The sequence below is a fragment of the Kineobactrum sediminis genome (genome assembly GCF_002868715.1).
GTDB lineage: Bacteria > Pseudomonadota > Gammaproteobacteria > Pseudomonadales > Halieaceae > Kineobactrum > Kineobactrum sediminis.
Genome location: NZ_PKLZ01000007.1, coordinates 42,621 through 65,274, shown reverse-complemented (window position 1 = coordinate 65,274; position 22,654 = coordinate 42,621). Strand labels below are relative to the sequence as shown.

The following is a 22,654-nucleotide window of genomic DNA, read 5'->3' as shown; positions in this document are numbered from 1 at the left end:
TCAAATCACTTGTTGCAGGAAGCCTGCGGTAAGCTCGCGCTTGCGCGCCGCGACGGCCTCGGGGGAAATCACTTCGATTTTTTCGTCCGGGGTGATCTTGAACAACGGCTGGCCTTTTTGAATGATGACCCCGTCCGTTTCCACCAGGACCTTTTCCACCGTACCGGCGAAAGGTGCATAGACCTTGTTGAACATCTTCATCACTTCAACAATATACAGAGGGTCACCAGCGGCAAACTGGTCGCCCTCGCTGACATAGACCGTATGCTCCGGCGACTCGCGGCCGTAGAACATACCCCCGCTTTCCGCCAGGATCTCATCCGCACGGGCCGTCACCGGGGGCACCAGTACCTTGGCCATGCGCGTTTGCAGATCCTCGTCCAGTAACTGGTCCGGAATGTGAATGCTCAGGTCCGTGTTTACGCCAAGATCAAAATAACGGATTGCCTCGGCAATGCTGGGCAATACCGCCATAATGTCCACGCCTGCCTGGAAACCCTTATGGGCAGCGCGCACCTGCGTCCAGGTACTGCCCGACATACCGGCAGGCGCCTCTTCAGTGTCAAGCTGGGTTTGCAGGGCAATCCAGTCGGGTGCATCAAGACGATTGTTGAGCTCAGTATAGAAATCCAGCGCCTCCTGCAGAATGTCGTGGTCGTGATCCCAGATCATGCTCGCCGCCGGGGCACCAGGTACGTAATCCATATTCAAAAAATGATAGGTATCCGCCAACAGCTCGATCGGGTTTTCGTTCCAGCAGACCTTGCCCTCGATCAGGGTATAACAGTCGCGATTGATACTGAGCCAGCCGCTGAGTATGTGAGGCGAATCCAGCAACTGCTGCAGCGGCCGCATTAACAGGGTCTTTTTCAGCTCAACACTGCTTTGCAATCCCTTGGCGGCGACCTCACTGTGACCCTTGAGCTGTTGCTGGCAGATTTCGCGCCAGGCAAACTCAAGATCAATATTATTCGCCTGGTCTTTCAATGCACCCACCAGGGTCAGGTAGGGCACAATAAACCGGGTGGTCGGCCGGGCATTGATATTCTGGCCGATGAACCAGTTCACCAGCCCGTAATGAAACTCCAGGTTGGTCGCCAGCTCCTTGCCTCGCATGCGTGTGCGGCGAAGGGTTTCAGCCATTTTCTGGTAGGTGTCCAGCCGGCTGTCACCGACCGTCAGGAGCAGCGCGATATTGGAATCATAAGCGCCGGCCAGGGTGTACTTCATGAATACATCGGTATCGGGATTATGCAGGCTGATACCCTGGTCATCGCGAATCTCGCCTTCCAGCGCATCGCTCCAGTCTTCGATAATACCGCCGGCGCTGGGCCTCAGCGCCTGGTCCGTGGCATTGAGCCGCGCTTCGACACTGTCGTTGTGGCGCAGAAGCCGGGTCGGCCTGGGCAGGTGGGGACCGTGTACTGCAAGCAGCACCATCGCTTCAACCAGTGATTCAACCACGAAATAGTCATCGTCAAGATCCGGATTGGTGAACTTGAGGGCATAACACAGTTCAGTAACCCGGTGCTCAACCTGGATACGGGTATTCATTTCCATGAAGAAATGCTTGTCGCGGTCCACGATGCACTCGAAGGTGGAGACGGAATCAAGCCCGACGGCCGCACCAAAACGCGACGCCTCGTCTTCCATTTCCTCGAGTGTCGCGAGGTCCTGGCGCAGGACTTCGGCTTCTGTCGCCTTGCCGGTAGTTTCCGCCTCGGCAATGGCAGCGCGCAGGGATTCAACAGTCACCGATACTTCCAGCAGTTTTTGCTCGTGCATCTGCAGCGAACAATCGCGGCCGCCCAGGGTGACACACCAGTCACCGTTACCCAGCACCTGTATTTCCTGGTGACGGGTAGTCTCGATATTCAGCTCGACCAGTACGTTCTTGTTGTCGCCAACACCGGTGGTCTTGACCTCGTTGAGAATTTCCCGGACCAGCTCGGCAGTGCGCTCATACTGGCCTATTCCCAGGATACGCTGACCTTTACCCCCGCCACCACTGATCGCCTTCAGGCGCACACGATTCCTGGGGTAGTCGGCCTGCATGCGCTTTACCGCTTCCACCAGGGTATCGCTGAGCTCTTCAACGGTATAGAGATCGATACCCTGGTTGTACGACGCCGCCAGTACGAAGTCGGCCTTGTCTTCGAGGCTTATCGAATCGTCGTCCAGCTTCGCGGTATCAACTGGCAGGCCATGCATGTCACAGAGCGCCTTGAGTGCGGCGACATCAGGATGCTTCTTGAGCAGGGTCAACGCGGTGGCGTTATCAATACCCGGGGTAACCGACACGCCGGTTTTGAGTGCAGTGCGCTTGGCTTCATCCTTGAGCCCGGCGTCGTGCACGGTGCGCGAACAGGGGCCGATGAAGTTGAGACCGGCGCGTTCCATGGCGGCTACCATGCCCTCGTCCTCGGCCATGAAGCCGTAGCCGGCGAAGATGGCATTGTAATCATTGTCCCGGGCAATGCTGATTATCTGGGCAATGCGCTCGTTGCGCTCCTCCTTGTTGGCACCGGTGTAGTCCGGCACCCGGTGTATGCGGTCAGGATCCGTCAGGGAGCGCAATTCCGGCGCCAGTGCATTCTGGTAGACAATGGAGTCTTTTTCCGACAGCAGAATACCAAAATGCACAATACCCATCTCGGTAAAGACATCCATGGCCTCCTTGCGAATCGGCCCGCGACAGATAATCAGCGGACGCAGGTCACTGCAATCAAAGCCGGCCACCCAGGTGGAGCGACTCTTGCCCAGACGGCGATCACGATGAATGAGCGGGTTGCGCAGATAGTGTTCGTTGGACACGTGTTATTTCCTCAATCTGGCTGGTTGTTTCGAGCGACGACTAGTGGAATTCACGCTGCACTGAAGTGAGCGGTTCCGGCGTATAGTGACGCAGGCAAAAATCCATATGCTCCGCCAGCACATGGCGCAGGTCTGATGGCATTACGATCTGGGAGATGGAACCCAGGCTCAAAGCCTCGTTGGGATTCATTAACTCCTGTTCGTAACGCTGGGCCAGAAGCTGTTCTTCCGACCGTGCCCAGACGGTCACCAGCTGTTCGGCCATCTCCCGCGCTTCATCCGGGGCCAGGCCGGCACTGACCTGGGCACGGGTTTCGGCGGTGATTTTTTCCGCCAGGCTGCCGCGAATCTTGCGCAGTTCATCCTTGTACACATACTCGACACCTGCAGGCCCCATTACCGCCACCCGGGTAGTGGGCAGGGCAACCACGAAGTCGGCGCCGGTGGCATAGTTGTTATAGGATGCATAGGCACCGCCAAAGGCATTGCGGACCAGCACCAGGAAGCGCGGTGTGCGCAGGTCGACAATGGCATCCAGCATCGCCCTGCCCGCCTGCACAATACCCCTGGCCTCCTGTTCACGACCGGGCAGGAAGCCGGTGGTGTCTTCGAGAAATATCACCGGAATATTGTAGAGATTGCAAAAGCGGATAAAACGCGCGTTCTTGTAGGCCGCGGCGATATCGATCTGGCCGGAGGCGACTGCCGAATTATTGGCAACAAAACCCACCACATTCCCCCCCATACGACCCAGCGCAGTAATCGTATTGCGAGCACGCTCGGCCTGCAGCTCAATAAAATCACCGTGGTCACACAGTTGCTGGATCAGGATGCCAATATCAAACGGGGTGTTGTAACCGGTTGAGGAATTGAAGGCTTTTTTCAGCAGGATGTCGATATCCCAGGTCTTGCGGCTAACCGGATCCGAAGAGGCCTGGTACGGCGGTGCGCTATCGTTGTTGCCTGGCAGATAGTTGAGCAGTGCGCGCACCTTGCGCAGGGCGGCGACTTCGTCGGGAACCACAAAATCGGTGACGCCGCTCTGGCTGTGAACCCCGGGGCCACCGAGCTCGTCAGCGGTAACGTCTTCACCAAGCACGGACTTCACCACACCGGGGCCGGTGAGGCCAAAGAATGTCTCGTTGGGCTGGATCAGGAAACTGCCCTGCCGCGGCAGGTAAGAGCCGCCACCGGCATTGAAGCCGAACATGCACATGATGCTGGGCACCACGCCGCTGATCTTGCGCAGGGCGGTAAAGGCATCCGCATAGCCATCGAGGCCACCGACGCCGGCAGGAATATAGGCACCGGCTGAATCATTGAGGCCCACTAATGGGATCTTGCGCTTGGCGGCCAGCTCAAACAGGCGGGCCAGCTTTTTGCCGTTGGTCGCGTCCATGGAGCCGGCGCGCACGGTAAAGTCGTGGCCGTAAATCGCCACGTCCCGACCCCCGATTTTGATCAGGGCAGTAACCAGGGACGCGCCATCCAGGTTCGGCCCCCAGTTCTGGTAGAGCACGGTGGGCGCTTCATCGGCGAGGTATTCAATCCGCTCCCAGACGGTCATCCGGTTTTTCTGGTGCTGACGCTGGATACTTTTAACGCCTGCCGCCTGCAGTGGACGCTGCTGCATCTCCCAGCCGGCCTTCAGTGCCTTTTCATAGAGACCGGGCTCGGAAGCCACTTGCCCCGGCACCTTGAATTCACGTTCATCATGCGTCGCAAAAGGGTTGCTGAGCGATGCGACCAGGTCTGTTGTATTACTTGTCATAGTTCTGTCATCCATGCTGATGCCTGCCGGCTCGAAAAAACCGGCAGCTGCCTGTATCTTCTGTCGAGGTTCCCGGGTTTACACGCGACGGTGGCGCGGCTTACGATGGCAAACCTGCCTGAATTCGGCGACCCAGATTAATTCCAAGCCGCCTGAAAGTCAATTTAAGCGCCGTAAATGCGACACGTCCAGAAGCTGCATATGCAATGTATTAACCGAAAACATGCCTATAAATGCGTAGATTTTTTGTCAATTTCCTACGCAAACGTGCCATTGCACTCCGAGGGCAGTAACAATAACAGGCCCGTAGCACGGTGTCGCCCGTGAATCTGCAGCTTGACGAGCTCCACTGGCAGCCGGACAGCGGCTCGTTATTCGAGCGCCTGCGCCATTTTGGCGATGCCGTGTGGCTGGACAGCGCCCAGCCCTGGGCCGCCGGCGGACGTTATGACATTCTGGTGGCGGAGGCCAGCATGGACTCGCCCGCGGCACCTGTGGCCACCGACGGCGTCGATCTTGACCGCTATTTCACCAACCTGGCGAGCTGGCATCGCGAGCGCTACCAGGGCATCACCCCGGCTGATCCGGGCCTGCCTTTCTGTGGCGGCCTGTTGGGCTACATTGGCTACGAACCGGGCAATGCCCTGCACGGTATCACGCCGCATCACCCGACCGTGGCAGCCATGCCCCCGATCCGGCTTGCAGCCTACGACTGGTGCGTCATCCAGGACCACCTGCTAAAGCGCACGGTACTGGTATCGCTGCCCTGGGTTTCCCCTGCCCGGCGCCGGGACATTCGGCAGTGCCTGGGTCCTGGTGCGAGCGCGCGGCAACCCGGGACTTTCAGGTTACACAGCGGTTTTTTGCCGGACAGCAGCCGTGCCGAGTACCGGCACGCCTTTGAGCGGATCCAGGAATACATCCAGGCCGGGGACTGCTACCAGGTAAACCTGGCACAGCGGTTCCGGGCGGGCTACAGCGGCGATCCTCTGATTGCCTATCGGGTCCTGCGCGAGGTCGCCGCGGCACCGTTCTCCGGCTATGTTGACCTCGGCGGGGACAGCGCCCTGCTATGCCTGTCGCCGGAACGTTTTTTGTCCGTCCAGGGCCGCCAGGTTGAAACCCGTCCCATCAAGGGTACCCGGCCACGTTACGCCGACCCCGACCGCGACCTGCGCAGCGCCAGGGAGTTGCGGGAGAGTCCCAAGGACCGGGCAGAGAACCTGATGATTGTGGATCTGCTGCGCAACGATCTCGGGCGCAGCTGTGTACCGGGCAGTATCCATGTTGAGAAACTGTTCGAGCTGGAAAGTTACCCGACGGTACACCATCTGGTAAGTACTATCCGTGGCGAACTGGCAGCGAACCGCGGCCCCCTGGAACTGCTGCGCGACAGTTTCCCCGGCGGCTCCATCACCGGGGCACCCAAGCGCCGTGCCATGCAGATCATTGCCGAGCTGGAGCCCTGTAGCCGCGAGGCTTATTGTGGATCACTGCTCTATATCAGCGCAGACGGACGCATGGACAGCAACATTGCCATCCGCAGCCTGCTTTGCGAGGGCAGCGATATACGCTGCTGGGGCGGTGGCGGCATCGTCGCGGATTCCAACGGCGACCAGGAATACCAAGAGACCTGGGACAAGGTCGGTCGCTTCTTCAGTACCCTCGAACAGCGCTTCGGCACCCACGCTCCCCGATAACGGCGGGCTCCACCGTCGCGGTCGGGGAAATGCCTACAGGGTCAGGCTGCGATGACTGGCGGCGATGAATGCAGCCTTGAGAGCGGGAAAGTTGTGTACCGCTTCGAACTGCGGGAATTCGTCAATCACATTTTGCGGCGCGTGGAATAGCAACCCCACATCCGCCTCCCCCAGCATAGTGGTGTCATTGTAGGAGTCGCCCGCGGCGATAATCCGGTAATTGAGTGTGTGCAGGGCTTGTATTGAGGCACGCTTGGGGTCTTTCTGGCGCAGGGTATAATCGATCACGCTCCCGCCTTCGTCCACCACCAGCTTGTGGCACAACAGCGTCGGCCAGCCCAGTTGTCGCATCAGCGGCGCGGAAAACTCATAGAAGGTATCGGACAGGATAATCACCTGGAAACGCGCACGCAGCCAATCGAGAAACTCGGCCGCGCCGGGCAGGGGTTCCAAAGTGGCAATGACTGCCTGGATGTCATCAAGCTTGAGGCCGTGCTGGTCAAGCAGGCGCAGGCGCTGCTTCATCAATACGTCATAATCGGGGATATCCCGGGTGGTTGCGCGCAACTCTTCAATGCCGGTGCGCTCGGCAAAAGCAATCCAGATTTCCGGTATCAGAACACCTTCCAGATCCAGGCAAGCCAATTCCACGTGTCGTTCTCCCAAGCAGTTCCAGAAAGCGGCACAATCTAACCAAGCCAGCTCCCGGCCACAAGGGCGAGGACGTCAAATAATCAGTAAACGGGCAACTCAATATCCGCAAAGAGCTCATCGAGTTCCGTTTTGCCGGGATGCGCAAAGGCTTCCCTGACCACATCGCGGGTAAGGTGGGGGGCAAAGTCTTCGATAAAGTCGTACATGTAGCCGCGCAGGAAAGTACCGCGCCGGCAGCCGATTTTGGTTACGCTGCTGGCAAAAAGTGCGCTTGCATCCAGCGCCACCAGGTCAGAGTCCGCCTGCTCATCGTGGGCCATCGCGGCGACAATGCCGATCCCCAGGCCAAGCCGTACGTAGGTCTTGATAACATCGGCGTCAGTCGCGGTAAATACCACCCTGGGCACCAGGCCGCGTGCCAGAAAGGCCTCGTCCAGCCTGGAACGGCCGGTAAAGCCAAATACGTAAGTAACCAGGGGATGCGCGGCCACATCCTCCAGGGTCAATTCAGCGAGTTTGGTCAGCGGATGCCCGCGAGGCACCAGCACACAGCGGTTCCAGCGATAACAGGGCATCATGATCAGGTCACTGAACAGCTCCAGCGCTTCGGTCGCGATGGCAAAATCGACGGTGCCGTCCGCCGCCAGCTCTGAAATCTGCATCGGTGTGCCCTGGTGCATATGCAGGGACACGTCCGGATAACGCTCGATGAAGGAACGGATGGTGGCCGGGAGCGCGTAACGCGCCTGGGTATGCGTGGTTGCAATCGACAGGCTGCCCTTTTTTTCGTTGGAATATTCCTGGGCAACCTGCTTGATGCTCTCTACCTTGCGCAGCACTTCTCCCGCAGTTTGCAGGATCGCCTCACCGGCGGGTGTAACATGGGTGAGGTGCTTGCCACTGCGGGCAAAGATCTCCACCCCCAGCTCGTCCTCCAGCAACCGGATCTGCTTGCTGATGCCGGGCTGCGAGGTATAAAGGCTCTGTGCCGTGGCCGAGACGTTCAGGTCATGATGCGCGACTTCCCAGATATAACGCAGTTGCTGCAATTTCATGAAACGCTCCGATTAAAAAACGGCCACGGCCAATTACTGGCCAACCAGGCTTATACAGAATAGTGTTTAAATACGCGTTTGTGCAAATACAATGGAATAACCAACCGGGGCTTCAGTTATTGGCTACCCCATGGGGAACGTGACCGGTGGCAATATGGGGCCCCGCCAGCTGGCAGTGGGTTTCCTGGTCATCGAAAAAAACATCTGCCTCATAGGCCCGCAGGAATTCGGTTTTGTTCAGTCCACCCAAAAAGATGGACTCATCGATGCGAATGTTCCACGCCCTCAGCGTACGGATCACCCGCTCATGTGCCGGCGCGGATCGCGCTGTCACCAGGGCCGTGCGAATCGGTGCTTCAGAGGCGGGAAACGCTTGCTGCAGTCGATGCAAAGCGGCGAGGAAGGGTTTGAAAGGACCACCGCTTAACGGGGTGCGTGCGGCCGCGCGTTCGCTGGCGCTGAATGCCTCGAGCCCTTCACTCTTGAATACCCGTTCAGCCTCATCGGAAAAGACCACCGCGTCGCCGTCAAAGGCAAAGCGCAATTGGTCTGAGCTGCTGTTACCGGCCTTGTTGGAAACGAGGGTTGCGGCAGCAACGCCGCAGTTGAGCGCGTAGCGTACGTCTTCAGCTTCATTCGACAAAAACAGCTGGCAGCCAAAGGCATTGATATAGCGCCAGGGGCTCTCACCCCCACAAAAGGCGGCGCGGCTGATCGCCAGGTCGTAGTGCTGGATTGAATTGAAAACCCGCAGGCCGGTATCGGCACTGTTGCGGGACAATAGCACGACTTCAACCTGGGTCCGGTCACCCAACAGGGTATTGAGGCGTAGTAACTTCTGTACCAGCGGGAAGCCCTCGCCGGGTTCCAGCGGTTGCTCTTCGCGTGCCACCTGATACTCGGAGTAAGCCTCCAGGCCCTGCTCCCGGTAAACGGAATGGCTTTCATCAAGGTCAAACAGCGCACGCGAGGAAATCGCGATAACGAGCTTGTTGTCGGCTGCAGGCATCATCAGCTTTTAAAATACTCTTTACTGATGCGGAACACCAGCGGGCCCAACAGCAACAGAGCCACCAGGTTGGGCAGTGCCATGAAAGCATTGAGCGTATCGGCAATCAGCCAGACCAGCTCCAGTTCCACCAGTGTCCCCACGGGAATAACGAGCACCCAGAGCAGGCGAAAAGGCATACTGGCACGCACACCAAACAGAAAGACCGCACAGCGCTCACCATAGAATGACCAGCCGATCATCGTGGTAAAGGCGAACAGGCACAGGCCAACAGTGACCACATATTCCCCGCCGGGCAGCGCATTGCCAAAGGCCATGGAGGTAAGGCTGGCGCCGCTGATGCCGGATGGCAAAACATCCATGATCACAATCACCAGCCCGGTCATGGTACAAACGATCAGGGTATCGATAAACGTGCCCAGCATGGCGATCATGCCCTGCTGTACCGGCTGGTCGGTGCGCGCCGCCGCGTGGGCAATTGGCGCGCTACCGAGACCCGCCTCATTGGAAAAGATACCGCGGGCAACACCGAAACGGATGGCTGCCCAGATGGTAGCGCCGGCGAAGCCGCCGGCCGCCGCCGAACCGGTAAAGGCCGACTCGACGATGAAGGCCACTGCCGCGGGCACCTCGCTGATGTGCATCAAAATGACAACCAGCCCCATCAGCATGTAACTCAGGGCCATGATCGGCACCAGCCAGCTTGCGACCCGGGCAATGCGGCGCACGCCACCCAGGATCACCGCGGCCACCAGCACCATCAGGACCAGGCCGGTTAACAGGGGCGGCACGGAAAAGGAATCGCTCAGTACCTGGGATACCGAATTGGACTGCACCGTATTGGCAATACCAAAACCCGCCAGGGAACCAAAGATGGCAAAGGCCCACGCCAGCCAGTGCCAGCGCTTGTGTAAGCCGTTGCGAATGTAGTACATCGGGCCACCGCTATAGTTGCCCTCGGCATCCTGTTCGCGAAAACGTACCGCGCATACGGCCTCGGCGTACTTGGTAGCCATGCCCACCAGGGCGGTGATCCACATCCAGAACAGTGCCCCTGGCCCACCCAGCGCCAGCGCTGTGGCGACGCCGGCAATATTGCCGGTACCGATAGTGGCGGAGAGCGAGGTCATCAGTGCACTGAAAGGTGATATATCGCCCTTGCCATGGCCTTCGCGGCCGGCGAACAACAGCGCAAATGCGCGCGGGATATGGCGCAGGGTAAGAAAGCGCAAGCCGATACTCAAATAAAGCCCGGTACCGAGCAGCAGCGCCAGCATCACCGGGCCCCAGGCCCAGCTGTTAACCGTTGTCATGAAGTCTGTCATTGCACCTTCCCTGGTAAGTCAAAACCCCGCGCCTGGGGAAAAACCCCGAAAGCGCCACCGGTGTGTAGAAAAACAATGTCCCGGCAATCGCCGAAGCGTCCCGCCGCTATTTCCCGGACCATTCCGAAAAATGCCTTGCCGGTATACACCGGGTCCAGCAACAATCCCTCGAGCGCGGCGAGCTCCGCAATCAGGCTGAACACCTCTGGGGCAGCAATACCGTAGCCGCTACCGACATAGCCGTCGATTATCCGTGGTTCATAATCAAGCGCGGGCATATCAGGATAGCGGGCCTGCCAATCAGCGACATCGGCGGCGACCTTGTCAAGAAAATACTGTTCGTCATCACAGACGTTGATGCCCCAGACGGTCAATGGCAATTGCTGCAGCGCCACACCAACGGTCAGCCCCGCCTGGGTTCCACCGGAACCGGTGGCGGTCACCAGTTGCGCAGAGGCGATATCGGCCCCGGCAAGGTCGTCCGCCAGTTCATCACAGGCTGCGATATAACCCCAGATACCGAGGCCGTCACTGCCGCCGGTCGGTATTACCAGTGCCTTGCGCCCGGCGGCCCGGTAATGCGCCTGCCAGTGCTCGAACAGGGCAGGCAACTCAGCTACATACTGGCGCTTTGGGTAGCAGTTGATGGTTGCCCCCGCCAACTGATCGAGCAGGTAGTTGCCCTCGCTGCCGGCGGGTTGCTCGCCGCGCAGTAACAGATGCACCGCCAGCCCCATTTGGGCACCGGCAAAAGCCGTTGCCCGGCAGTGATTGCTTTGTAGTCCGCCGCAGGTAATGAGGGTATCGCAACCCTGCTCCAGGGCATGGGCCACAATAAACTCCAGCTTGCGAACCTTGTTGCCGCTCAGCAGGCAGCCGGTCAGGTCGTCCCGCTTTACCCAGAGCCTGTGACCCCGGCCCCAGCGCTGACTGGCCCGCTCAAGATACTGCAGCGGCGTTGGCCGGGTGGCGAGCTCAACCCTCGGCGGGTACCCAAGCGATACCATCAGCTAATGGACTTGAGGGTTCCCTTGGGCAGAATGGCGTGCACGTGGATACGCTGGAACTTCATGTCCACGTTATTGGCCACGTTGAGTACCATGTAATTGTCATCCAGGGAGGTGACCCGGCCAAGAATACCGGAACTGGTCACTACTTCGTCTCCCTTGGAGAGTGCGGCCACCATTTGCGCATGCTCTTTCTGGCGCTTGCGCTGGGGCCGGATCGCGATGAAGTAAAAGAGGGCGAACAGGCCGACAAGAAACACTATCTGGAATATTTCCCCGCCTCCCGCAGAGGCTCCTTCCGCCTGGGCATGGGCGCTGGCAATGAATAAACTCATGAGTAATTTCCCTGGTTAGTAATAGTGGACGAAGGGGCCGTTACTGCTGCCCCGAAAGCCGGTAAATGTACAGTGATTCCCCGACTGCTGCAATCTGAAGACGGGTTGACCGGAGGCCGGATGGTCTCAGGGATGCAATTCAAGATCATAGTGCATGACCAGCGGCGCATGATCGGAAAAACGTTCCGCCGTGTAAATTTCGGCGCCGGTTACGGCGGGCACCAGGCCCGGGGTAACAACCTGGTAATCCAGTCGCCAACCCACATTTTTGGCCCAGGCCTGGCCGCGATTGGACCACCAGGTATATTGATCCGGCTCTTGATTCACCAGGCGAAAGGCATCCCGGTAGCCCAGTTCGTCATACACCTTGTCCAGCCAGGCACGCTCCTGCGGTAAAAACCCCGAGTTTTTCTGGTTTGCCTTCCAGTTTCTCAAATCAATATTCTGGTGGCAGATATTCCAGTCGGCACAGATAATAAACTCGCGGCGCTTGCGACGCAGGGTCCGCAGGTGTTCGAAAAAGTGCTCCATGAAACCGTATTTTTTTTGCAGGGCCGCATCGCTGCTGGTACCCGAAGGCAGATACAGGGAGATGACGCTCACCCCGTCATAATCGGCCTGCAGGTAACGTCCCTCTGAGTCTGCCGGATCCCATCCCAGCGTAGTAACCACCGACCGGGGCTCGGTCTTGCTGTAGAGCGCGGTGCCACTGTAGCCCTTGCGTTCGGCATCGTTATAAAAGCAATGATACCCCTCGGGACAAAATACAGCGTCTCCCAGCTGATGTTCCTGGGCCTTGGTCTCCTGGATACACACCACATCCGCATTGCGTTGCGCCAGCCAGTCGAAAAAGCCCTTGCGCGCCGCCGAGCGGATGCCGTTGGTGTTACAGGTGATAATTGTCGCCATAGGTAGCCCAGCCATCGCAGAATGGCCCGCAGTGTAACGGAATGGACCAACCGGGTTCAATTGGCCGGAACCCGCAACAGCCCGCTGCCAACCAGCGCCCGGGCTGTGTATTATCGCCAATCCCTGTAAAATATACATAACATACGCTAACGCCAGTCGATCTCCGGAGCAATCACACCCGCATGAATGATGTCACCGAAATCACCAGCCGCCTGCACGCCGCCACCGAACAGCTGACCAGCCCCGGAGCACCCTTTGAACTCGGTACCTGCCAGGCCAATGGGGTCACTGTTCGCTGTTACCGCAATGCCCCGCCCAACCTGCGCGAAGCTTTGGATGCAGGCCGCGCCCATGGCAGCAAAGTCGCTGTCACCTACAATGATGAGCGCTACACCTTTGACGACTTCTTCCAGGCCGTGGACCGTCTGGCCAACTACCTGGTGCGGGAACGGGCGATAGCACCGGGCGACCGGGTCGCCATTGCCATGCGCAACTACCCGGAATGGATGATCGCCTTTGCCGCCATCGTTGCCGTCGGTGGCGTGGCCGTACCCCTGAACAGCTGGGGACGCACGGAAGAACTGACCTATGCCCTGACCGACGCCGGCGCTCGCCTGGTGTTTTGCGATAGCGAACGCCTGGACCTTATCGCGCCCCAGCTGGCAAGCCTGGGCTGCCACGCTGTCGTGGCGCGGGGTACCCCCACGGTGGCTCAAGCCACCCATTGGACCGATGCTCTGGCCTGGCCCGCCGAGCGCCCGGAGGTCGCGATCAGTCCGGACGACCTGGCCATGATCATGTATACCTCCGGCACCACCGGCAAACCCAAGGGCGCGGCGTCCACCCACTTTGCCATCGCCCAGGCCCTGTACAACTTCGAGCTGATGGGTTATCTGTCCGCCATGGCCAACCCCGAGATTATCGGCCAGATGATGTCTTCCGGGTTCGAGCCCTCCACTCTGCTCGCCGTGCCCCTGTTCCATGTGTCCGGTTGCTACGCCGTGTTTTTGCTCAACCTCCGCGGCGGACGCAAAACCAGCATTCTGTATAAGTGGGACCCGGAAGCGGCCCTTGAAGTGATTGAGCGAGAGCGTATCACTGTGTTCACCGGTGTGCCGGCGATGACCATCGCCCTGCTCGAATCACCCCGTTTCGCAACGACTGACACCAGCAGCCTGTTTTCGCTGGGTGCCGGTGGCACTGCCTGCCCCCCTCACCTGAAGGATTTGATCTACAGCAAGGTACCCCATGCCTACCCCGGCACCGGCTATGGCATGACCGAAACCAATGCCACCGGCAGCAGCTGCACCGGCGAAGCCTATCGACTGCGTCCGGAGTGTGCCGGCACGGTATCACCCATCGTGGAAATGCGTGCAATCGATCCTGCCGGCAACCCCCTGCCACCGGGCGAGGCCGGGGAGCTCGTGGTGCGCAGCCCGACCAACGTGCGCGAATACTGGAATCTTCCCGAAGCCACTGCCGAAACCTTTGTCGACGGCTGGGTACATACCGGCGATATCGGTTTCGTGGACGCGGATGGCTTTGTCCATGTTGTCGACCGGATCAAGGACATGGTTATTCGCAGCGGGGAAAATATCTACCCGATTGAGGTGGAAGGCGTGCTCACCGCACATCCGCAAGTACGCGAGGCCTCGGTCTACGGCCTGCCCCACCCTGTGCTGGGCGAGGAACTGGCCGCCACGGTTTACGGGGAACCGGATGTCGACCCCGAGGCGCTACAGGCCTACCTGAAGGAACATCTCGCGGGTTTCAAGGTACCCACCCAATGGTTACTCAGCCCGGGGCCGCTCGCACGCAACGCCACAGGCAAGCTGCTCAAGCGCGACATACGCGAGGCGCATCTGGCGAGTCGCTGAATGGGGCTTGAGGTCAATCCCCGCTAGGAGAATCGGCCCCCAGGACCATGGAGCGGGCATTGCGGGAGAAGCTGTCAGCATCTTCCTTGTTTTTGGCATCCATCAGCTCGGCAATATCCACCGGCACTTTAACACCGGCGCGGGCACCCGGTCGCGCCGAGATCGCCCCCATCCAGCGCGACAGGTTATCGAGGCCGGCAATGGATATCCCCGACCAGCTGTGGGTGCGCACCCAGGCCCAATTGGCCATATCGGCAATACTGTAATCGCCCGCCAGAAATTCATGTTCGGCCAGCTGTGTATCCAGTACCTCAAACAACCGCCTGCCCTCGGCCTGGTAACGGTCAATCGCGGGCTGGATTTTCTCGGGGAAGTAGCGATAGAAGACATTGGCCTGCCCCATCATCGGGCCGATACCGCCCATCTGGAACATCAGCCACTGGATGACACGCGAGCGCCCGCGAACATCGGCAGGCAGAAATTTGCCACTTTTCTCCGCCAGGTAAATCATGATTGCCCCGGACTCGAAGACCGCGAAATTATCTTCATCACGGTCAGTAATGGCGGGAATACGGCCGTTCGGGCACATCTTCAGGAAAGCGGGTTCCCTCTGTTCACCCTTGCGCAGGTCAACCGTATGCACCTCATAGGGCAGCCCCATTTCCTCCAGTGCAATGGACGCCTTGTAGCCATTGGGCGTGGGCGCGGTGTACAGGTCAATCATGGTAAGTCCTTCAAAGATTCATGAAATCAGGCGCGTTGAACACCCAGCTTTTCTCTTCCTCGCGGCGGCACATACGCCAGCCATCAGCCGTGCGCCGATATTCATCCAGGTACCACAGACCGAGAAAAAACACCTGCCGATGGCCATCGGGCATGGCCATTTCCATCGGATTGAAACACATCACCCGGCCGGTTGCGCTATCCCCATGCAGAGTGACATGGACATTGGCGTTAAGGTGCTGGGTATTGGGAAAGATGGCGTCGGCCACGGCCTCCTTGAGATAGGTGATGGTTTCCTCCAGATTACCAACACCGCCGCCAAAGGCCGAGTAATCGACATGGGCATCTTCAGTAAAGACCTCACGCAACTCATCAAAGGTTTTACTATCGATAATGTGCGCGTATTGAACGACCAGGTCCTGTATTTCAAGGCGATCGGAAAGCTGTTGTTGTGACATCATATTATTGGGCTCCGAGTGTGTGTCAGGTAACGCCGGGGTCAGAAATCCAGCGGCAGGGCAATATGGTCCCGATACATGAGATCGCGATGGGCCTCGAGCCTCGGGGTCAACAGGGCCATAACCTCTGCTGAGCCGGATTCGTAAATGCTGCGCATGTAATCGGGCATGGGATTAACGTCCGCGGGCAACGGCTTCACCATGGCGGCGAAATTGGCCCAGTAAAAATCGACCGCCGTTACCGAATCACCGACAAAATACGGACTACCGCTCGAGGCCTGGGAGGCCAGGCGCCCATCGAGCAAAGCGGATATATCCTGCAGCTTGTCAGTGGCGGCCTCTGCGGCGGAGGGACTCCAGCCATACTTTGCTGCCATCCGCGCTATCGGGGCCGGCGGCTCGGCCATCGACATCGCCGGTGCCAGCATCTGCAGGCGCCGCAGCCAGCCAAAACCATCGACCCCTGCGATCATGGCCGACAGGCCCTGGGCATCGGCCCGCCCGGCAGCAGCGTCAGGCAATAGCGGTTTTCCCGGTGCCAGTCGCTCCGCCAGATGCAGCAAATCCAGCCAGTGGGACACCGGCGGTTGCTGTTCAAAAATGGCTACCGGTGCGGAATCCTGTCCGGTCCAGGCGCGCAGCGCGATGTTCTCACCACCACCTTCCTGGCGAACCGCAAGGTAGTCCAGCCCTTTCCAGGAAAAGATGGCTTTGGCCGCTTCACCCCAGGGGCCGGGTACTCCGGCGGTAAGCACGAGGCGCAATCCGGGTGCCGCAACCGCCTGTTCAACGTCAAGATACTCCACCTCAGGCGTCCAGCTTGAACACGCGGATGGCATTTTCCCGCAGGAACTTGGGCCATACCTCGTCGCGAAACGGGACCTCAGGCATTTCGCTGAAAATGCGGTCCAGCGACAGCCCCATGGGGAAGTAACCCGCATACATCACCTGGTCTGAGCCACGGGTATTGGCAAAATGGACGATATCCTTGGGATAATGCTTTGGTGCGAAGGCACTGGTCATGTAATGCAGGTTCGGGTACTTGAGCATCAGCTTCCAGGCAACATCGGTCCAGGGCTCGCAACCGTGGCGAGTCACCACTTTGAGTTCCGGGAAAAACCACAGCACTTCATCCAGCAGCTCAACTTTCTGCGGCCCAAACGGCAGCCGCGGGCCGGGAATACCCATACAGGGACAAAAAGGTATGTCCAGCTCTACCAGCTTGGCATATATGGGGTACCATTTTTTGTCGTCAACCGGCACGGGGGGACAGATCATGGCCGGTGATGCGGTAACCGCCTTAATATCGAACTCCTCGTGCAGGGCGACGATGGCGCGAACCTCATCCATCCCGTTGTTGGGGTTGGCTTCGTAGCAGGCAAAAAAACGGTCCGGGTAGCGGCGCAGGGCCTCTTTGTGCTGTTCGGCGTAGGGGCCGATGCCGATCATGGCGCGATCGATATTGTGCTTGTCCATCTGCGCGACGGTATAGGCAATATAATCATCCTGGCCCTCGATTTGAGGAATGTCCTTGAACATGTACTGGGCCGGCATCTTGAACATTTCATGGCTTTGCTTATCCATGAGCATGGGCTTTATCCACTCGTAAAAGTGGCTGTTATCATCACCGGGAACAGCCAGCATCAGGTCGATAACGCCAATATCCTTGGGCATGGGCATTGCAGATTCTCCTTTGGTTACAGGTGGCCCATTGTGCGCTGCGAACGCGGCCACACCAAGCCCGGCGAGTCCTGCACCAGGGACAATCTGGCCCGGGGCACAATACCGTGAACCGGGCTACCGACAAGTGCCAAAGCAGCGGGCGTTCAGGCGACGGTATCGAAGGTGATCGGCATATGCTTGATGCCATTGATGAAGTTCGAGCGCAACCAGTCAATGTCACCATCCAGGCGTGGGTTGCGGATACGGCGGACGATCTCCTCAAAGATGACCCTCAGCTCGAGGCGCGCCAGATGCGAGCCCATGCAGAAATGCTGGCCGATACCAAAGGCGCGGTGCTCGTTGCGCACGTCCTCGCGCTGGTTCCGGAGAATATCGAAGCGTTCAGGATCTGCAAACACATTTTCGTCAGAGCTCGCAGCGGCGTAAAACAACTGCACCCTGTCGCCCTTTTTGATCGCAACACCGCCAATTTCCGTGTCGGCCATGGCAGTGCGGCGGAAGGCAATCACCGCCGGGTTGTAGCGCAGGAACTCCTCGATCGCATCGGGAATCAGCGCCGGGTTGTCCACCAGCTGCTGGTACTGGTCCGGATGCTCCAGCAGCAGCCGCATACCGTGGCTGGTGACAGTACGGGTGGTTTCGTTACCGGCGACTATCAACAGGAGGAAGAAATTGCAGAATTCGTCATCAGTCAGTGGTTCCTCTTCCACCGTACCGTTGAGCAACACACTCACAATGTCATCTTCGGGGTGTTCACGATGGGTGGCGGCTATCTCCATGCCAATCATGAACATCTCGATCATCGCGTTCATGCCATCCTCTTTCGACATCGCAAGATCCGGATCATCCATCCCAATCATGATGTTGGTGAGTTCGAACAGGCGCTGGCGCTTGTCCTGGGGTACGCCCATCAACTCGCAAATCGCCATTAAGGGCAGGCCGGCAGCGACATCCTCGACGAAATCACAGCGACCACCCTGCACTGCCCGTTCAACGATATCCACTGCCAGTTTTCGGAACCCGGGTTCATAGCTGTCAACTTTGCGTGGTGTAAAAGCACTGCGTACCAGACGCCGATACTTCAGGTGATTGGGTGGATCCATGTTGATCATCTGGGTGCGCATTAACTCGAGATCGCCCTCGTCCGGCTCATGCAGCATGCAGGTACGCTCGGCCGAGGAGAACAGCTGCGGATTTTTTGATACCAGGTCCAGATCCGCCTGGCGGGTAATCACCCAGTAGCCCGGGAGGTCAGCGCTGGGTTCATGCCAGTACACCGGTTGTTCGCGGCGCAAGTACTGGTAGATTTCGCGGGGCTGGCCGCCGCGATAGGTATCGGGATTATTGAGGTCGAAGTGAGGGCAACCGGACATACATACGCTCCTGGCAACGGCGTGGCCGTTGCGTGACAGTGCTACTAATGGTTATTAGTTAGCGCCCTAGTCTAGCGTAATAGCGGCACATGTACAGTACCCGGGGAACCGATTTAATGTCGCCACCAGCCCCGGCGGCAGGAATGCCGACCGAGGCAACGGTCAGCCCAATTTGAAGGGCAGGCGACGCTGGCGGACGCCGGTGGCGGCGAACAGGGCATTACCCAGGGCCGGCGCGGCGGGTGGGGTGCCGGGCTCACCCACACCACTGGGTGCTGCGTTGCTGTCGATAATAACAACCGTCATTGACGGCATTTCATTGTGGCGCAGCATCGGGTAGTCGTGGTAGTTGCTCTGCTGTACCGCCCCCTTTTCCACGGTAATTTCCCCGTAGAGTGCAGCGCTCAGGGCGAACACAATGCCACCCTCCATCTGGTCGCGGACAATGTCGGGGTTGATGACCTGGCCACACTCTATCGCACAATATACATGCTCGATCCGCGGTGTGCCGTTGTCCCCCAGAGATAGCTCAACGACCTCGGCAACCACCGAATGGAATGATTCGTGCACCGCAACACCCTGGAAACGACCAGGCGCGGGACTGCCCCAATTGGCGGCTTCGGCCACGGCATCCAGTACCCGGCGCTGGCGGGAATCTGCAGGCAGGTGCCTGCGCCGGAACACTACCGGGTCGGCGCCGGCGGCATGTGCCAGCTCGTCGATAAAGCTCTCGACAGCAAATGCGGTATGGCTGTGGCCAACGGAACGCCAGTACCCAAGCGGCACGGGCACCGGCAGGTTATGGTACTGCACACTCACCCCATCAAACCGGTAAGGCAGCTCGTCCGCCCCCTCTACCGAAGCAAAATCCTTGCCTGCCGCAACATCACCGATCAATTTCCGGGCAGCACCCGGCACCCATTGCGGGAGCATGCTTTTGGCGAATTCGGGCAACACCTGCTGGTTGATGCTGGGACCGACGATACGATGCTGCCAATGACTGATGCTGCCGTCCCCGTGTACCTCTGCCTGCAGCTGCCCCGCCATCGCCGGCCGGTACCAGTCGTGCCGGATGTCGTCCTCCCGGCTCCACACCAGCTTCACCGGACGTTGCAACTGCCTGGCAATTGCCGCCACCTCGGCCACGTTATCCGCCGCGGCGCGACGGCCGAAGCCACCGCCCAGGAACTGGTTATGCACCACTACCTGCTCCCGGGGAATACCCAGTTCACGGGAGGCGGCGTCACGGGCAATATCCGGCGCCTGGCTGCCCACCCAGATTTCACAGCCGTCATTACCAATCCGGCAGGTGGCGTTAAGGGGCTCCATCGGTGCATGGGCGAGGAAGGGAACATGATAACGCCCCTGTACCCGCTGCCCTGCTCCCGCTTCAGCACCGGATTGATCATTGCGCACCGAGGCAAAATCATCGCCGTCGAGGGCTGCCGTCATGGCCTCGGCAATGGCTTTGCTATCGCGCAGCCCACTGGCGGGCGGGGTAAATTCAACCTCGACCTTTGCCGCTGCCTGGCTGGCCTGCCAATAACCCTCGGCGACCACTGCCACACCATAGGCGGTGGCGAACACAGCCACCACGCCGGCCATGGCCCGCGCCCGGGTAGCCTCGAACGCGACCACCTCACCGTCAAACCAGGGACAGCGCAACAGGACTGCGGTCAGGCAATTCTCCGGCGCAACGTCCATGCCGAAACGAGCGCTGCCGTCACTCTTGCAGAGGGCATCCACGCGCTGTTCGTAGCGACCAATCAGGCGAAAGTCAGCCGCTTCCTTCAATACCACATCGGCAGCCAGCGGCAGCGTTCGGGCAACAGGGACCAGCTCTGCGTAGGCAATCGCCACACTGCCATCGACTGCGTGGACCATGCCGTTTTCCGCGATCAGCGAGGCCCGGGGCAATCCCGTTTGCGCCATCGCCGCCGCTACCAGGGTTTCCCGGGCAGAAGCCCCCACCTGCCGTAAAATGTCGTAATAGATACGGATTGACGCACTGCCACCGGTGATTTGCAGACGCATTTCGGGATCCGCAAAGGCACTGTGCACCGGAGCCATTTCATAGTGGATCTGTTGGGGGTCAAGCTCCAGCTCCTCGGCCACCAACGTCACCATACCGGTGACAATACCCTGGCCCATTTCAGCCTTGGCGATCTGCACAGTTACCTGGCCATCGGGATTGATACGCAGGAAAGCATCGGGTTCAAAATCTCCGGGCTGCCCCAGCTCCGGCGGCTTGCCCGAGCAGCCCGCGAGCTGGAAACCAATCACAAAGGCACCGCCGGTAACCGATACATTACGGATAAACCGCCGCCGACTGAGGCTCATGATTGTGGCTCCGGCGCATCCGGTTGCCAGTGGGCAATGCTATCCGCGGCACTGTGAATGGCACGCTGAATCTTGTTATACGTGCCACAGCGGCACAGATTCCCCGCCATGGACTGGCGAATCTCGTCGGTATCGGGAGCCGGGTTACTGGCCAGCAAGGCCGCAGCGGCCATGATCTGGCCGGACTGACAATAGCCGCACTGGGGCACATTGTGCGCCACCCAGGCCCGCTGCAATGGATGATCCCCACCCAGCCCCTCTATGGTCGTCACTGCCTTGCCGGCCGCTGCGGACAGCGGTGTCACGCAACTGCGTATCGCCTCGCCGTCAAGATGCACCGTGCAGGCACCACAAACACCCATGCCACAACCGAATTTGGTGCCGGTCAGGCCGAGTGTGTCGCGAATCACCCAGAGCAATGGCGTGGCCGGGTCCGTATCAAGAGAGCGTCCACGGCCATTGAGGTGAAATTCGATCATGCGATCCTCAGAGTTTCAGTTCTTTGATCAGGGCAACAATATCGTCGTGATGGGATTTGGTGGCCACTTTCGACATGACATGCCTGAGCCGGCCATCCTTGCCGATAATGAAACTGCTCCTGAGTATTCCCATGAACTCCCGCCCCATGAATTTCTTCAGACCCCAGGCACCGTATTTATCGGCAACCGCGTGGTCTTCATCCGACAACAAGGTGAAATTCAAATCCTGCTTGTCAATAAATTTACCCAGTCGCGCCACCGGATCCGGACTCACGCCCAATACGACCGTATCGAGATCGTCCAGCGCCTGTTTACTGTCGCGAATGCCGCAGGCCTGCACCGTACAGCCGGGGGTCATCGCCTTGGGATAGAAATAGAGCACCACATTCTTGCTATCTCGAAACTGTTTCAGGCTAACCCGGTTACCCTCCTGGTCCTGGAGCGTAAATGCCGGTGCCAGATTGCCTATCTTGGGAAATGCCATGTACTCTCCATTGATCCGCTGATAAAAACACTGTGCTGTTACAAAGCCCTGTCGATCCCGAAATCGGCCCCGCCAGTGAACCTAGAGGCGCTGGCGCGGCTCTATTGCCGAAACCCTCACCGGGAAATGGCCGCTGGCCGCGTCGGCGAAGTATTCCCTTAGCGTTTCCCGTACTACCGGGAATGCGATTTCGTCCCAGGGGATCTCATCTTCCCGATACAGTTCGGTCTCAGTACTTTCGGGACCGACCCCATAGGCGCCCTCAGCCAGGCCACAGCGATAGAACATGTATACCTGGCTTATGTGGGGCACATCAAACACACGGTACAGCTCCATATCCGTAGCCCGGGCGCGGGCTTCTTCCCAGGTCTCGCGGGCAGCACCCTGGAGTGTGGTTTCGCCATTCTCCATAAATCCCGCCGGCAACGTCCAGTACCCGCGTCGCGGTTCGATGGCGCGCTTGCACAGCAGTATCCGTCCCTCGTGAACCGGCAAACACCCGACAATAACCCGGGGATTGATGTAGTGAATTTCGGCACAGACCGTACAGACAAAGCGCTGGCGATCATCGCCCTCCGGCACTTGCAGGCCCACCGTGCTGCCACAACTGGTACAAAACTTCATTGCATTCCCATATCTATTTCAGATGCCTGTGAAA

20 protein-coding genes are annotated in these 22,654 nt (G+C 59.0%); 2 read left to right on the top strand and 18 right to left on the bottom strand.

Going from position 1 to position 22,654, the window contains the following annotated elements:
• A complete protein-coding gene (locus tag CWI75_RS08485; RefSeq protein WP_101521080.1) occupies positions 1-2,814 on the bottom strand; it encodes an ATP-binding protein in 2,814 nt (937 codons plus the stop codon).
• A gap of 40 nt (positions 2,815-2,854) precedes the next feature.
• Positions 2,855-4,585 (bottom strand): acyl-CoA carboxylase subunit beta, encoded by a 1,731-nt coding sequence (locus tag CWI75_RS08480; RefSeq protein ID WP_101521079.1) that lies wholly within the window; start codon positions 4,583-4,585, stop codon positions 2,855-2,857.
• A 323-nt stretch (positions 4,586-4,908) separates the two neighbouring features.
• Between CWI75_RS08480 and pabB the strand changes: the two genes are divergently transcribed.
• Complete coding sequence (gene pabB, locus CWI75_RS08475) at positions 4,909-6,285, top strand: aminodeoxychorismate synthase component I (RefSeq protein ID WP_101521078.1); 1,377 nt, start codon at positions 4,909-4,911, stop codon at positions 6,283-6,285.
• Positions 6,286-6,318: 33 nt separating this feature from the next.
• On the opposite strand, the gene thrH is transcribed toward pabB, so the two are convergent.
• The 7 genes from thrH to CWI75_RS08440 form a co-directional block, all read right to left on the bottom strand.
• Positions 6,319-6,936: a bifunctional phosphoserine phosphatase/homoserine phosphotransferase ThrH gene (gene thrH, locus CWI75_RS08470; RefSeq protein ID WP_101521077.1), complete on the bottom strand. Its 618-nt coding sequence runs from the start codon at positions 6,934-6,936 to the stop codon at positions 6,319-6,321.
• Positions 6,937-7,019: 83 nt separating this feature from the next.
• Positions 7,020-7,994: an HTH-type transcriptional regulator CysB gene (gene cysB / locus CWI75_RS08465; protein WP_101521076.1), complete on the bottom strand. Its 975-nt coding sequence runs from the start codon at positions 7,992-7,994 to the stop codon at positions 7,020-7,022.
• A gap of 112 nt (positions 7,995-8,106) precedes the next feature.
• On the bottom strand, positions 8,107-9,006 hold the full coding sequence (locus tag CWI75_RS08460; protein WP_101521075.1) for a 5'-nucleotidase: 900 nt from the start codon (positions 9,004-9,006) through the stop codon (positions 8,107-8,109).
• Entirely contained in the window at positions 9,006-10,328 is a 1,323-nt protein-coding gene (locus CWI75_RS08455) for an alanine/glycine:cation symporter family protein (RefSeq protein ID WP_101521074.1), read from the bottom strand. The genes CWI75_RS08460 and CWI75_RS08455 overlap by 1 nt, the downstream gene beginning before the upstream one ends.
• On the bottom strand, positions 10,325-11,335 hold the full coding sequence (locus tag CWI75_RS08450; protein ID WP_101521073.1) for a 1-aminocyclopropane-1-carboxylate deaminase/D-cysteine desulfhydrase: 1,011 nt from the start codon (positions 11,333-11,335) through the stop codon (positions 10,325-10,327). The genes CWI75_RS08455 and CWI75_RS08450 overlap by 4 nt, the downstream gene beginning before the upstream one ends.
• Entirely contained in the window at positions 11,335-11,670 is a 336-nt protein-coding gene (gene yajC / locus CWI75_RS08445; protein ID WP_101521072.1) for a preprotein translocase subunit YajC, read from the bottom strand. The genes CWI75_RS08450 and yajC overlap by 1 nt, the downstream gene beginning before the upstream one ends.
• Positions 11,671-11,796: 126 nt before the next feature.
• The gene (locus CWI75_RS08440; RefSeq protein ID WP_101521071.1) at positions 11,797-12,579 is read right to left on the bottom strand and encodes an exodeoxyribonuclease III; all 783 of its coding nucleotides are present in this window, start codon (positions 12,577-12,579) and stop codon (positions 11,797-11,799) included.
• A gap of 182 nt (positions 12,580-12,761) precedes the next feature.
• On the opposite strand from CWI75_RS08440, the gene CWI75_RS08435 reads away from it, so the two are divergent.
• The gene (locus tag CWI75_RS08435; RefSeq protein WP_101521070.1) at positions 12,762-14,456 is read left to right on the top strand and encodes a class I adenylate-forming enzyme family protein; all 1,695 of its coding nucleotides are present in this window, start codon (positions 12,762-12,764) and stop codon (positions 14,454-14,456) included.
• Between the two features lie 13 nt (positions 14,457-14,469).
• Here CWI75_RS08435 and CWI75_RS08430 read toward each other — a convergent pair whose 3' ends face one another.
• The 9 genes from CWI75_RS08430 to CWI75_RS08390 form a co-directional block, all read right to left on the bottom strand.
• On the bottom strand, positions 14,470-15,180 hold the full coding sequence (locus CWI75_RS08430; RefSeq protein WP_101521069.1) for a glutathione S-transferase family protein: 711 nt from the start codon (positions 15,178-15,180) through the stop codon (positions 14,470-14,472).
• A gap of 10 nt (positions 15,181-15,190) precedes the next feature.
• Positions 15,191-15,640 (bottom strand): nuclear transport factor 2 family protein, encoded by a 450-nt coding sequence (locus tag CWI75_RS08425; protein WP_101521068.1) that lies wholly within the window; start codon positions 15,638-15,640, stop codon positions 15,191-15,193.
• Positions 15,641-15,678: 38 nt separating this feature from the next.
• Positions 15,679-16,443 carry a glutathione S-transferase family protein gene (locus CWI75_RS08420; protein ID WP_101521067.1) on the bottom strand — a complete coding sequence of 255 codons (765 nt, stop codon included), beginning with the start codon at positions 16,441-16,443 and terminating at the stop codon, positions 15,679-15,681.
• Between the two features lies 1 nt (position 16,444).
• Entirely contained in the window at positions 16,445-17,317 is an 873-nt protein-coding gene (locus tag CWI75_RS08415; protein ID WP_101521066.1) for an amidohydrolase family protein, read from the bottom strand.
• Positions 17,318-17,463: 146 nt separating this feature from the next.
• On the bottom strand, positions 17,464-18,693 hold the full coding sequence (locus CWI75_RS08410; protein WP_101521065.1) for a cytochrome P450: 1,230 nt from the start codon (positions 18,691-18,693) through the stop codon (positions 17,464-17,466).
• A gap of 162 nt (positions 18,694-18,855) precedes the next feature.
• Positions 18,856-21,033, bottom strand: a complete 2,178-nt coding sequence (locus tag CWI75_RS08405) for a xanthine dehydrogenase family protein molybdopterin-binding subunit (protein WP_101521064.1) — start codon at positions 21,031-21,033, stop codon at positions 18,856-18,858.
• Positions 21,030-21,512 (bottom strand): (2Fe-2S)-binding protein, encoded by a 483-nt coding sequence (locus CWI75_RS08400; RefSeq protein ID WP_101521063.1) that lies wholly within the window; start codon positions 21,510-21,512, stop codon positions 21,030-21,032. The genes CWI75_RS08405 and CWI75_RS08400 overlap by 4 nt, the downstream gene beginning before the upstream one ends.
• A 7-nt stretch (positions 21,513-21,519) precedes the next feature.
• A complete protein-coding gene (bcp, locus tag CWI75_RS08395) occupies positions 21,520-21,996 on the bottom strand; it encodes a thioredoxin-dependent thiol peroxidase (RefSeq protein WP_101521062.1) in 477 nt (158 codons plus the stop codon).
• An 81-nt stretch (positions 21,997-22,077) separates the two neighbouring features.
• The gene (locus CWI75_RS08390; RefSeq protein ID WP_101521061.1) at positions 22,078-22,620 is read right to left on the bottom strand and encodes an NUDIX hydrolase; all 543 of its coding nucleotides are present in this window, start codon (positions 22,618-22,620) and stop codon (positions 22,078-22,080) included.
• Positions 22,621-22,654: the final 34 nt, after the last annotated feature.